The following is a 13,508-nucleotide window of genomic DNA, read 5'->3' as shown; positions in this document are numbered from 1 at the left end:
CCTCCGTTCAGCGGTCAGTCGTCATCCTTGCCGGATTTCGCCCCCGGCACCGCCGGGAAGTTCCGGAAGGACATGCCGCCGGCCGAGCCGAGATTCTTCAGCGGCAGGCCGATCTCTTCCATGAGCCCATCGACGAAGGCGACCTGGGTCCGGTATTTCATCGCCGAATTCACCACCTGATCCGAGACATTGCCGCCACCGCCGGCACCGCCGGTTTCCGAAGGGCTGTTCAGGCCCGGCAGGCCATCGACCTGCAGGATCTTGATGGATTCGATATTCTCCATCGGCTTGACGCTTTCGCGGATGATCTGCGGCAGCTGACTGACCAGGTTCTCATAGATCGCCGAGCGGCGGCTCTCCTCATTCCTGAGATTTTCCGCTTCATTGAGCTTGCGACGGCCATCGGCATCGGTCTGATAGCGGATATCGGCGGCCTTGGCTTCGGCGATCTCGGCCTCGGCACGGCTCTCGGTCGCGGCCTTCTCGGCCTCAGCCTGACGCGTCACCCGCAGAGCATCGCGTTCGGCGCGGCTTTCGGCCTCGATGATCTCGACCCGTTTCGCGCGGGAAGCGGCCTCTTCGGCGCGGGCGGTTTCGACCTTTTCCTCGGTCTCGGCCAGTTTCACGCGGGCATCCGCCTCATTGGTGCGCGCCACCGCCTCGTCGATCGCCTTGTTGATGACGGTGATCAGGCGCTGCTTCTCGGCAAGCTCGATCTCCATATTCTGTTCAATCTCGAAGCGTTCGATGTATTTGCGCGCCGCGACACGCAGTTCCTCGATCTCGCGGTTGGCGACGATAGAGGCATCCTCGGTCTGCCGCAAAGCCTTGGTCTCGGCCATTTTCAGCGTCTGCGCCCGGGCGATATCGCGCTGGCGGATCGCCTCTTCGGTGGTCAGACGCTCGGTCTCGATGAGCTTGCGGCGTTCCAGCGCGGCGCGTTCCTTCTCGGCCGAGGCGCTCTCATCGGTGACGCGCAGCTCCTTATCCTTCTCGATGGCACGCAGCGCGATGGTCTTCTCGGTGGCAAGGCGGGCGGATTCGACGCCTTCCTGCACGGCAAGCTTCTGGTTCTCGATCTCACCCTGGCTGCGGGTCTCATAATTCGAAAGCTCCAGCTTTGATCGGATCTCGGCCTCACGCACCGCATGTTCGCGCTCGATGCGTTCCGCCTCGATCTTCTGGCGGGTCGAGATGCGCTCGGTCTCAAGCCTTGTGCGAGCCGCAATCTCGGTCAGTTCGGTCTCACGGCTCCGCTCGATCTCCAGCGCGCGGGTCTCGTTTTCCGAGCGGATGCGCTCGGCCTCGACGGCCTGGATGCGGGCAAGACGGATGCGTTCGGCTTCCTCCTCGGCTTTCGAGCGCGAGCTGGTTATGGCAACCTGTGCCTGCTGGCGCTCGGCCTCGATGCCGGCGGCCTGGGCGGCCTTGCGGCTTTCGATCGCCTGGGCCTGGTCGATGCGCGCATATTCCAGATCACGGTCGATCTCGATGGCGCGGGCCTCGGTCTCGCTGTCTTTCAGCTTGATGTCGATCCGGGCCTGGTTCTCGATCTCATTGCGCAGCCTGCGGCGATCCTCGATCTCACGCGTCAGCTGGGTCAGACCCTCGGCATCGAAGGCATTCGACGGGTTGAAGACACCGATATCCGCCTGATTGAGCGAGGTCATCGCCGCGGTTTCCAGCTCCAGCCCGTTGCGGCCCAGGGTCTTTGCAACCAGTTCCGAGACGCGGGCCATACAGCCGAGCCGGTCGGTATGGATCTCTTCCATGGTCATGGTGGCGACCACGGCGGCGAGCGCATCGATGAAACGGCCCTGAATGATCTCTTTCAGCGCCATCGGATCCTGGGTCCGCGCGCCAAGCGTGCGGGCAGCGGTCGAGATCCCCTCCTCGCTCGGGATGACGCGAACGAAGAACTCGGCGATGATATCGACGCGCATCTTGTTACGGGTGATCAGCGACTGCTCACCGGTGCGGCGGATCTCGACCGGGATCGCATTCATGTTCACGACGGTGATGTCATGGATGATCGGGATCACCAGTGCACCGCCCCCCATCACGACCCGCTCGCCGCCCGAACCGGTGCGGACAAAGCTCTGATCTTTCGAGGAATGGCGGTAAAGCCAGTGCAGCAGATAGACCCCGACCGCGATCAGGATCGTCAGCAGGATAATAAGGGCGATAGCATCGGCGCCGGTCATGGTGGTTTCCTTTCTGGGGCCGGAAGGGGTCAGTAGCGATCCTGGCCGGCAACGGCCAGGACGATCATCGCGGGGATGATCAGGTTCACGATGTCAGCAAGCGAGTAGAGCACGACCACGCCGGAGGCCTGGCCCGCGCCGATGACCACATCGACGAAGTGCAGGATCGGCCAGATCGCCCATCCGATGGTCATCAGCAGGCGGATCCAGAAGAAGCCGAGCCGCACCGCGCGTGAGGATTTGCGGATGGCGCCGGGCATGGCGCCGAAATACATCTCGCCGAGGATATAGAGCCAGAAGCCGATCGACAGCAGCACGCCAAGCGTGGGGTTGAAGAAAGAGGCATCGCCAAGCCAGCGGGCGAAGACCATCAGAAGCGCGGCGCCGGTCATGCGCCAGAAGATGCCGACCGGGATCCTGCCCTGCGTCCTGACGAAGAACCAGGTCGCGGCGACCTGCAGGGGAAGGGCCGTATACCAGGCCGAGAAACGCGGGCCGGCACTGGCGCCGCCACCCGAAAGCCAGAGCGCCGCGGCGCCGCCATAGGCGATGGCGGTGGCAAGCGCCGCGACGCCCATCATGGCAACCGGCACCCGCCAGCGCTCATTCGACCAGCTCAGGCCGACAAAGCACAGCACCGCAGCGGAAAAGCTCATGAGGAACAGGCCGGCAAGTGCGCTGCTCGTCACGTCCTGCGATGTGTAAAGCACTCCGAACATGGTGGTTTTCCCTCAGACAGTGGCCCGGATATGCGGTGACCGGCCATAAAGCGCGACCATCGGCAGGATCAGGAGACCGAAGATGAATTGTTGCCATTCGTAGCTGAGCCCGATCCCCAGAAGGAAAGAGGTCAGCACCTGCAAAACGAGGACGCCGATCACGGTGGCGCCATAGCCGCCATTGCCGCCCAGAAGCGAGGTGCCCCCGATGACGACCGCGGCAAGCGTGGTGAAGAGATAGGGGTCGCCGACCCCGATAAAGCCGCCGCCCGACCAGCCGAGAAGCAGCGCACCGGTCAGGGCAGCGAAGACGCCCGAGATCACATAGGCCAGAACCCACCAGCGCAGCTCGGAAACGCCGATCAGCCTGGCCGATCGCCGGTTGCCGCCAAGCGCATAGATATAGCGGCCATAGGCGGTCTTCCTGAGGCCCACGATCACGATGATCGCCAGCACGATCCAGATCAGGATCGTGGGCGGGAAGGACAGGCCAAAGGTCTTGCCGTTCATCGCCGCCAGGTTCGACAGCCAGCCCGGCACGGTGCCAAAGACATTGCCGCCATAGGCCGATCCGATCGAGGTCAGGATCTGCGTCAGCCCGGCGACGGCAAAGCCGGTGCCTAGTGTCAGGATCAGCGCCTGTCCCTGCAGCTTGTAGCTCAAGAGCCCGTTCACAAGGCCGATCAGCCCGCCCAGAATCAGGATGAAGCCGAAGGCCACGAAGGACGGCACGCCCAGCGTGGTCAGGAACAAAAGCCCGATATTCGCCGAGCCGATCACGAAGGGGATCGACAGGTCCAGCCCCCCCATCAGCGCCACCATGGTCTGGCCGATACAGGCGATGCCAAGGAAAGAGGCGAAGAGGAGGATCGCCTTGACGTTGTTCCCCGACAGGAAGCCGTCGATGGTGAAGGAAGAGATGATGATCAGCGCCAGCAGCACGATCAACCCGACAAAGGCGCTGCGGCCGCTGGCGAATTTCCCCGAAACCTTGAAGGCGAAAAGAAGGATCAGCTCCAGCACCAGGAAGGCGATCAGATTGGTGATCGACCGGAATTCCGGCACGGTCGCGGTGACCAGCAGATAAAGCGCCAGCAGCGCCAGCATGGCGATCACCATGACGCGGTTCTCGCGCCAGACCTGACGAGCGGGGCGGCCCTGGGGCTCCTGGCCGGCGGCAAGCATCGCGGCCCGCTCTGCCGCGCGGGTCTCGAACGAGACCGCGACGTAATTCAGCAACCACAGCAGAACGGCCGTGGTGATGACGGTGAAAAGGATCACCTGTTGCGCCGGCATGCCCTGGCCGAAGCCGACACCGAGGCCGATGGCGGCCACGATCAGCGACAGCGCGATATTCACCCAGATCAGCGCGACCGAGCGCGGGATCGGAAAAAGCTGCATCCGGGACTCGGGCTGGCTCATGGCGCCGCACCTCCGAACAGGGTCGCATCAGGCTGCAGCGTCACCGCAAGGAAAAGACCGGTCAGCAGCAGCGCGACAAAGATGTAAAGGAAAAGACCCATGCGCCGCGCCCTCGCCTCGGCATTGATCAGCCGCGCCGCAAAGACGAGGCTCAGCAGCCCCGCCACCGCGAGGAAAACGAAGGTCTGGAAGGGCGAGACCGACAAAGCGGGCAGGCCCGCACTGGCGGGCTCGGTCAGCAGATAGCGGCTTAAGGTCGGCGCGCGGTCCGCAATCGCCTCGGCGGGGGCAAAGCTGCCCCGGCCCGCAATATGGAGCATGATCGCCACCACCACCGAGCCGAGGACAACAAAGGCGCTCCATGGCGAGATGAAACTGACATGGCGCGAGATGACCGGCACCAGAAGCGTCAGCAGCAAGGACAGGACCAGGATGATCCCGTAGCTCATCTGGGTGACAAAGGCCTGGATGGCACCGAAGTTGAACGTCGCCAGCACATAGCCGATCAGATAGAGGTTAAGGGCGCCCAGAAGCGCACCGGCAGCACCGCCGCGCCCGCCCGAAAGACTTACGCCGCCAAGCACCACCGCGGTGACCGCCGTCAGGGTCATGTTCGTGCCCTGGGTCGGATCGCCCGAGGAAATCAGCGCCGTGTAGCACAGCGCGCCAAGCCCGGTGAAAAGCCCCGCAATGACATGGGCGCCGATGCGGACGATGTTGATCCTGACCCCCGAGGTCCAGGCCGCCCGCTCGTCATAGCCCATCATCCGCAGGTTGGAATAGAAGGGCGACAGCGTGAACAGGAGCCAGGCGGCGGTGGCGATCAGGATGATCAGCAAGACCGGCGAGAAAATCGTAGTGCCGAGCCCCCAGCTTTGCATGAATTCCGGCGCGAGGCCGCCCGGGCGGGGCAGGATCACCAGATTGATGCCGGTCAGCGCCAGAAAGCCGGAAAGGGCGACGATGATCGGCTGCACCCGCACCCAGATCACGATCGCCGCAAACAGCAGCTGGTAAAGGACGCCGATCCCGAGCGCGACGATAAAGACCGCCAGCGGGCTCGTGATGATCCCCGCCGTGTTCAGCTGCACGACAGAAACATTGATGAAGGCCAGCAGCGGCCCGACCGAAAGATCGACTGTGCCGCGCCCGGCCACCGCCAGCACCATCAGCGCATAGGTGGCGAAGATCAGCGGCGCCGCCACGATGATCGCGCTGCCAAAGCCCGACATCGAGACCAGATTGGGCGCACGGATCGTCGCCGTCGCGAGCAGAACCGCGATCAGCAGGATCGGCACCAGCAGATAGGTACTCGGATTTGACGCACGCTCGGACATCGGGACCCGGGATCAGGAAGCGGAAGGGGGGCGGGATGCAGCGGGCACGGGAAGCGCCCGCTGCGGTTTCGCAATGACGATCAGAGCGTGATCGTGCGACGGGTCTCAGGGCGCGAGGCGCCGCCGTTGCGCGCCGGTGCCTGGCCCTGACGGCCGCCCGGCAGATCACGCCCGCCCGAGCGGCGCTCGGGGTCGTTTTGCAGGATCTTGCGCAGCACCGGCATGATCACTTCCTTGAACTTCACCGGATCCTCTGAGGTCGGGAAATGGCCGCCGCCAAAGATCGTGACCTCGGAATTCTTGACCTTTTCCGCAGTGCGGATGGTCATTTCCGGGGTGCAGGCGAAATCGTATTCGCCGGTCAGGAAGTAGATCGGAATCCTGCCCGAGATCTTGTGCGCCTTGTCACGGAAATCGCTGTCGACCGAGTAGAAATAGAGATCGCCCTTGAAGATTCCGGGGCCTCCCTGCGCGTAATACCACCAGGTCTCCCAGCGGTACTCATCGGGGCTGGTCGGCGACATAAGCCCGAAGACCGAGGTCGCCACCGCCTCGCCGCCATGGATATGCGGGTGATGCAGCGGGTCAATCCACCATCCGGTGGAATGGTCGCAGGCCTCAAGCGCGATAAGGGCCGAGAACTCGTTCTCATAGCGCAGCGCCAGATCGAGGCAGATATTGCCGCCCATGGACTGCCCCATGATGACCGGCTTGTGCAGGTCGAGCGCGCGGCAGAAGGCAAGGATGAATTCGGAATAGAAGTTGGTGGTCAACTTGTATTCGTCTTCCATCAGATACCAGTCGGCCGGCGGGATCGACTTGCCGTGCCAGGGCAGATCGAAGGCGATGATGCGGAAATTCGCGGTCATATCCGCATCGCACATCTGGTGGCGGTATTCGCGCCCGTCGGTGCCGGCCGTGTGCAGGCAGACGATCGGAATGCCCTCACCGGCCTCTTCGTAATAGGTGCGATAGGTCTTGCCCTGCACCGTGATATAGACATAGCGCCCGACGATGGGATCATGCTGGTTCATCGCTCTGTCCTCCTCAGACTGCGCGCATCAGGGAAAGCATCCGGCTCAGGGCGCGCAGATTCTGCCAGAACGGCAGCTGATTGCCCTCGATCACCAGTTGTTTGTGAAGCGGATGGGCCATGGCCCAGATGTCGTTGAACATCGGCGGCGGGATTTCCTGGGCGAATTTGGCCCAGGCGGTCGAGGGGGCGCGCAAAGCGAAATCATAGCCGAAATCGCTGGGCTCCAGCCCTTCCGAGATGCGCCCGACCTTGCCGCCGTTCACATGAACGAGGAAATCGGTGTCGTCGATGCCGATGACGAAACGGCCGTTGAAGAACCTGCCGATCACCGGCAGGATTCGGTCGTCATTGACGCAACGGGCCCAACGCTCGATCCAGTCCAGATCGAAGGCCTTTCTGCTGCCATATCTACTCATGGAGTCCTCCTGTCGCTTCGGCAGTTCATGCGGATGGCAAGGGTTTGCGGGCCGGGCCGTAAACTGCCGTGAAGCTGGCCTGGTCGATGGTAAGTGGCAGGACTGCCGCAGCGAATGCGGTCAGATCCGCATCCTGGGGCAGGTCAAGCCGGGCGGCCTTCAGCGCGTAAAGCGTGAAGACATAGCGGTGGCTCCGGTCCGGCGGCCAGGGGCCGCCATAGCCGCGGCCAAAGCCTGGAATGCCGAAGGTCACATAATCGGAATTCAGTTCAATCGCGCCGGCGGGCATCGCTCCGGTCTGCGGTGCGCCGGTAGCAGAGGCGCCCTCGGACAGGCTGCGGATATGGGCCGGGATGCCATGCACCATCCAATGCGCAAAGCTGCGCGGGAAGTTGAACTCTGCCGGCAGATCGGGATCGGTCACCGAGAGCGCGAAGCTCTGCGTGCCCTCGGGCACCCCTTCCCACTCCAGCGCCGGCGAAATGCGGCTCTCTTCGGTGAAGCGCCCGGGAACAACGGCGCCCTGCGCGATCGCCGGGGCGATCAGGATGAAACGGGACTGGTTCAGATCAGCCTCCCTGATTCTGGTTACGGTCAGCGGCGCCGGCCGCGCAGCGGGGCGCCCCTCGCCGGCCCGGTCGCGGGCATCGCGCCAGGCGGCCGCGCTGCCGGCATCCCCGGTGGTGCCACCTGTGGCCTCCTCGCCCGGAACGGCGGCGGTGGCCCGGCGCCCGAAGGTCGCGTTCAGGATCACATGCGGCTCGAAAGGCGGGTCGAAGCTTGCGGAAACCGTGCCGCCGCGGAACACCACCACCCGCGAGCAAAGGCCGACGAATTCCTCGATCTCGGAGGAGAGGAAGACGACCCCGTGCCCGCGCGCCGCAAAGTCACGCAGATTGCGGTACAGGTCGTATTTCGCACCGATATCAATGCCCCGCGCCGGATCGTTCAGCACCAGAACCGCGGGCTTTTCCGCGAAAGCGCGGGCGATCAGCACCTTTTGCTGATTGCCGCCCGAGAGCGAGGTGATCAGATTGCCCGGGTCGCCCATCTTGACGGCAAGCTTCTTCGCCTCCCAGTCAAAGATCGGGCCAAGCTTGGTGCGATTGATGAAATTCAGCCAGCCACCGGCGCGGAAATCGCGGTAGATCGGCAGGACCATATTCTCGAAGATGCCGAGATTGGGGAAGATCCCCTCTTTCTTGCGGTCGCCCGAGACGTAAGAGATCTTGTTCTCTCTTGCGCTTTGCAGGTCGAAGACCCGTTCCGATACCCCGTCACGCACCACGGCGATCTGTCCGGAAACCAACCCCTGCACCCCCGCCAGCGCGCGGACGAAATCGGCCTGGCCCTGACCGTCAAGGCCGGTCACGCCGACCACCTCTCCGGGGAAGAGCGTGAAATCGAAAGCCTCGCCATCTGCCCAGACCTGGCCATCGGTCAGGCGCAAGAGCGGGCGATCCGATGAGCGTGTCGCATGTTCGAGCGCCTTCTGCTCGCGTTCACGCGCGGCGCCGGCGATCAGCGACAGGATGTTCGCCTCGGTGATCTCGGATTTTTCCAGCGTTCCGACGGTGACCCCGTCGCGCAGAACCGTGGCGCGGTCGGCGATCCGGGTCAGCTCGGCGATACGATGGGTCACGATCATGATCGCACAGCCCTGCGCCTTCATCTCGCGCATCTTGCGAAACAGCCGCTCGGTGGATTCATAGTCAAGCGCCGCAGAGCTTTCGTCCAGGATCAGCACTTTGGGATTGGTCAGCATACCGCGTGCAATGGTGATCCATTGCTTGACCGACAGTGGCAGCTCACCAACCTTGACGTTCAGATCAAGATCGAAGCCCAGCAGTTCCGACATGAGCTTCGAGGCGCGTGCAAACCGTTCTTCGCGGATGCCGTTCGACCCAAGAAGGCCGTCGGCGCCAAGGAACAGATTGTCATAGACCGAGCATTCATCGGCGACGAGCACTTCCTGGAAGACATTCGCGATGCCGAGGGCGCGAGCCTCATAGGGGCTGGTCGCGGATTTTCCGAGGATCGAGACCTGACCCTGATCGGGGACCAGCACCCCCGAGATCACCTTGGCCAGGGTCGATTTGCCCGATCCGTTGCCGCCGATGATCGCATGGACCTCGCCCGCCCAAGCCCGCAGCGTGCAGCGCGCCAGCGCCACCGTCGGACCAAAGGTCTTGCGCACGTCAGAGATGTCGATCGCGACGGATTGCATCGAAAACTCGGATTCCAGCCAAAAACAGGGTGAGGGATTCCATGTCGGCACTGCCGCTTGCAGCAGGGCCGATCACTGAGGTTCTCAGAGCAGGTGTTACTGCTTCACGGGATGGGAAGCCGCGTCATAGGCTTCGGGATCCGCGGGCCGCAGGAAGAAGTTGTCGAGATAGGCCTTGCCGGCCCAGGCCTCGATCCCGGGATGATACCAGCCGTCTGATTGCTCCGAGCAATCGGCCGGGATCTGCGCCAGCATGTCTTCCTTCGTCATCACGACCGGCTTGGTCAGGATCGACTGGATCTTCGGCCCCTGCCCCTGCAGCGTGCGCATCATGATGTTCCAGATCATCTCGAAGTCATCGCCGGGCGGCCAGGCATGGATCGCGGCCGAGACGAAATCGGGATTGTTGCGCCAGAAGCAGAGCGGCCCCATCTCGGAGCCCAGCGTGAAGGGGATCATATCGCGGCCCGATTGCTGCAGGGCGCGCAGGGCCCCCAGTTCGGAAGCGGACTGGATGATGATGCCGTTCAGCTCGCCCGGATTGGTGGCGAGCCAGCGCTGGATCTCGGCCTGGGCGACCTGATCGGTCCACATGCCGGTGACTTCGCCCGCAACCTTCACATCCGGGAATGCGGTCAGCGCTTTTTCAATGCCGACATTCTGGCTGTCCGAGGCAGAGGCGCCGGGAATGCCCTCGACCACAAGGATATTCCCCTTGCCGCCGATCTCATTCGCCATCCATTCGCCCATCATATTGCCGCCGACGACGAAGTTCGCCGAGGAATTGACTGCATAGGGGCTGGTCAGATAGCCGATGCCGGAAAACACCGGCACGTCATGCTGATAGGCATATTCCACCGAGGCATTCAGCGCGGTCGGGTTCGAGCAGCAGACGATGATCGCGTCGACGCCCTGATCGACCAGCTGGCGGATCTGCTGGATCTGGGTGGCGTCATTCAGGTTCGACTGGGTGATGATCACTTCCTCGATCAGTCCCAGTTCCTTCCATTTCGGAATGATCTCGCTTTGCAGGCGATCCATCACGCCAGCACGCCAGGTATTGCCGGCATAGGAAGAGGCAAAGCCGATCTTCCACGGCGGCGGCTTCGGAGCGACCCAGTCGCGATAGGCGCTGTCGCCCAGCGGCTGCATCGGGTCCATCATCTCGGGATTATAGAGTTCATCGCGGATATCGGCGGGCAGCTCGCTCACATCTGCCTGCGCCGTCGAGACGGCGACAGCTGCAAGACAAACCCCGGCCATCCGCAGCAATGCTGCGTTGAGAATGGTCATTATTCCTCCCTCGTCACGAATCTGCCGGCAGCCTCCCCGCTGCCCGTCGGACTTTAAGCAAAGTCCGGGCAGAGGGTAAAAATCGGAAATACCTTTTCTGTATATGTCCCATACCAATAATCTATGGCTAAATATATCATTGATATATAATGATATTTTTAAATGCGGAACGCTGTTCCAACCTGCCCGGACCGGCAAAACCGGGCTTCAGAGCCGGGCGGTGACGGTCTTGACCTGACAGTAGTGATGCAGCGCGACCCGCCCCTTTTCGCGCCCGAGACCGCTTTGCTTGTAACCGCCGAAAGGGGTCTCGACGCCGCCGGCAAAATACTCGTTGATGAAGACCTGCCCCGATTGCAGACGCGAAGCGATGCGATGCGCGCGGCTCAGATCCCGGGTCCAGATGCCGTTCGCCAGGCCGTAATCGCTGTCATTGGCAATGGTGACGGCCTCTTCCTCATCGTCAAAGGGAATCAGCGCCGCCACCGGACCGAAGATCTCTTCGCGCACCAGCGGATGATCATTGCTGAGCCCCAGCAGCAGCGTCGGCGGCACATACCAGCCCTCGCCCTCCGGGGCTGGTCCCTCGCAAAGCGTCACCCCCTGCCCGCGCGCGCCCTCAATCAGCCCCGAGACCCGGCGGAATTGCGGCTGCGTCAGGATCGGCCCCATGCGGCAATCGGGGCTGCGGCCGGTCCGGATCGCGGCGATCGCCGTGCGCAGCCGGGCGGTCACCTCTGCCTCGATGGAGCGGTGGACCAGGATGCGCGTCCCGGCCGAGCAGAGCTGCCCCGCATTGGCGGTGAACCCCTGGATGACGCCGGGGATCGCCGCCTCCAGATCGGCATCCGCCAGAAGGATGTTTGCGGATTTGCCGCCCAGTTCCAGACTGCAGGGCACGATGCGGTCGGCCGCCACCTCTCCGATCCTGCGACCGGCCCGGACGGAGCCGGTGAAAGAGATCATCCTTGTGCCGCGATGCGCGACAAGGGCCGCACCGGCCTCTTCCCCGGTACCGGTCACCACGTTGAAAAGGCCCGGGGGCAGGCCCCAGTCCTCGGCTGCGGTCAGGGCCAGCAAAAGCGTTCCGACCGAGGTGAATTCCGACGGTTTCACCACCACCGCATTGCCCGTCGCCAGGGCGGGGGCGACCGCGCGTGCCAGCTGCGTCAGCGGCGAATTCCACGGCGTGATCACCGCGACCACGCCCCAGGGTTCATGGCGGATGTAAGAGTGATACCCCTCTCCGAGGTCGATCACCTCGCCGCCCATCGTGTTCACCAGGCCGGCATAGAATTCGAAATACTGGGCCGCCAGCTCGACCTCGGCCCGGCAAGCCGGCAGCGGACGCCCGGTTTCGCGCTGATCGGTCAGCGCAAAGACTTCGGCCTTTTCGCGCAGCCCGGCGGCGATGCGCGACAGGATCCGGCCGCGCGCGATCGGGCGCAGCGCGGCCCAGGCCGGCCAGGCCGAGCTGGCCACCGCCACCGCCAGTCCGACCTCGTCGCTTCCGCCTGCCGAGATCCGGTAGCCAGGCGTGCCGCGTGAGGGGTCAAATTCCTGCAGGAGCCGCAGCGAAGGCGGCGTCATCCGGCCGTCGATCACATGCCCCCGGGCCGCCTGATCCTGATATGCCGTGCCCGGTTCGGTCCGGGCTGCAGAAATCGGGGCCTGTCCCTGGGTCATCGCGGTCCTCTCCTGCTTGTGGTCCTGGCCGGAGAGCCCGCCCGAAGGCCAGCAAAGCAATCTTATCTCCCGGCAACCCCGATGTTACGGGGGCCGGACCGGCCGCGTCCAAGTGGCATTTGCTTTGACGATAAGAAGCAGGCGCTCTAACGGGCCATGCGGCAGGCCGGGAGGGGCTCAGGCCTGCTCGGTGTGGCCAGGCCGCTCAGGCGGAGCACCGGACACGCGCAGCCGCGCGCTCCGGTCGCGCCGCAACCAGCGCAGCATCGGCACCAGCATCGCCACACGCCGGTAAATGGCGAGGTAGACCAGCGTCAGCAAGGCAAGGCAAAGCCAGATTGCCGGCGTGCTGTCGGCGAAATGCACCAGCAGGGCGGTCGAGGTCAGCGGCAGCACCCAGATCACCAGCGCCGTCATCGGGTTACGCAATTGCGGCGCACCGATTGCCCGCGCCAGGCGCCGCGCAAAGTCACGATAGACCAGGCTGTGCAGATGCAACCGGTCCGGCTGCCCCGGATGGGTGCCCTGCCGGATCATCCTGCGATGAATAGAGACCATCGTCTCGATCACCGGATAGGCCAGGGCCAGCAACCCCAGGATCGGCGAAAGCCCGGTATTGCGCAGCGGCAGAATGACCGCGATCACCGCCAGCACGAAACCGGTCGCATAGGCCCCTGCGTCGCCGAAGAAGATCCTGCCCAGCGGGAAATTCATCAGGAAGAACCCGGCGATCGCCCCGATCATCAGCAGGCAGATCGCCAGAACCGCATCGTCCTGAACCTGCCATGCGATGAGGGCAAAACCACTCAGGATAATGATCGCCGTTCCCGATGCGAGGCCGTTCACACCGTCTATGATATTGATCGCGTTTGCGATTCCACCCATCGCAAAGGATGTGATCAGCAAAGAGACCAGCCAGAATCCCATCAGCTGATCAACACCCGGCAAGCCCGGGGGGCCAAGCGTATAGCCGCTGACAAGACAGAAGATCAGCCCGGAGACTATGGTCGCCAGCAGACGGGTCCTGACGCTGACGCTTTTGGTGACGTCCTCGGCGAAGCCGGTCAGAAAACCGGGCAACGCCGAAAGGCAGATCGTCCACCACAGGGCCGCGGCCTCTGCGGGCAGGATCAGGCCGCCGACCACCGCGCCGAAATACATCGTCACC

Annotated in this window: 10 protein-coding genes; all 10 read right to left on the bottom strand. The window is 63.5% G+C overall.

Annotated elements, in window-relative coordinates:
* Positions 1-14: 14 nt before the first annotated feature.
* The gene (locus tag PARHAE_RS05265) at positions 15-2,204 is read right to left on the bottom strand and encodes a flotillin domain-containing protein (protein WP_126153563.1); all 2,190 of its coding nucleotides are present in this window, start codon (positions 2,202-2,204) and stop codon (positions 15-17) included.
* 29 nt (positions 2,205-2,233) lie between these two features.
* Positions 2,234-2,923: a G protein-coupled receptor family protein gene (locus tag PARHAE_RS05260; RefSeq protein WP_126153562.1), complete on the bottom strand. Its 690-nt coding sequence runs from the start codon at positions 2,921-2,923 to the stop codon at positions 2,234-2,236.
* A 12-nt stretch (positions 2,924-2,935) separates the two neighbouring features.
* A complete protein-coding gene (locus tag PARHAE_RS05255) occupies positions 2,936-4,345 on the bottom strand; it encodes an ABC transporter permease (RefSeq protein WP_241232679.1) in 1,410 nt (469 codons plus the stop codon).
* Positions 4,342-5,682: an ABC transporter permease gene (locus PARHAE_RS05250; protein ID WP_126153561.1), complete on the bottom strand. Its 1,341-nt coding sequence runs from the start codon at positions 5,680-5,682 to the stop codon at positions 4,342-4,344. Before PARHAE_RS05250 ends, PARHAE_RS05255 begins: the two co-directional genes overlap by 4 nt.
* 80 nt (positions 5,683-5,762) lie before the next feature.
* Positions 5,763-6,716, bottom strand: a complete 954-nt coding sequence (locus PARHAE_RS05245) for an alpha/beta fold hydrolase (protein ID WP_126153560.1) — start codon at positions 6,714-6,716, stop codon at positions 5,763-5,765.
* Positions 6,717-6,729: 13 nt separating this feature from the next.
* Complete coding sequence (locus tag PARHAE_RS05240) at positions 6,730-7,134, bottom strand: hypothetical protein (RefSeq protein WP_126153559.1); 405 nt, start codon at positions 7,132-7,134, stop codon at positions 6,730-6,732.
* 25 nt (positions 7,135-7,159) lie between these two features.
* Positions 7,160-9,361: a YbhB/YbcL family Raf kinase inhibitor-like protein gene (locus PARHAE_RS05235; protein ID WP_164555152.1), complete on the bottom strand. Its 2,202-nt coding sequence runs from the start codon at positions 9,359-9,361 to the stop codon at positions 7,160-7,162.
* Positions 9,362-9,457: 96 nt separating this feature from the next.
* Positions 9,458-10,852, bottom strand: coding sequence for an ABC transporter substrate-binding protein (locus tag PARHAE_RS05230; protein ID WP_206436875.1), 1,395 nt, complete (start codon positions 10,850-10,852; stop codon positions 9,458-9,460).
* Positions 10,853-10,861: 9 nt separating this feature from the next.
* Positions 10,862-12,340, bottom strand: a complete 1,479-nt coding sequence (locus PARHAE_RS05225; protein ID WP_206436874.1) for an aldehyde dehydrogenase family protein — start codon at positions 12,338-12,340, stop codon at positions 10,862-10,864.
* Positions 12,341-12,517: 177 nt separating this feature from the next.
* Positions 12,518-13,501 carry an MraY family glycosyltransferase gene (locus PARHAE_RS05220; protein WP_241232693.1) on the bottom strand — a complete coding sequence of 328 codons (984 nt, stop codon included), beginning with the start codon at positions 13,499-13,501 and terminating at the stop codon, positions 12,518-12,520.
* Between the last annotated feature and the right edge of the window lie 7 nt (positions 13,502-13,508).

The sequence above is a fragment of the Paracoccus haematequi genome (assembly GCF_900631945.1).
GTDB lineage: Bacteria > Pseudomonadota > Alphaproteobacteria > Rhodobacterales > Rhodobacteraceae > Paracoccus > Paracoccus haematequi_A.
The sequence above is the reverse complement of the archived record's forward strand: the minus strand, read 5'-3'. Positions and strand labels throughout refer to the sequence as shown.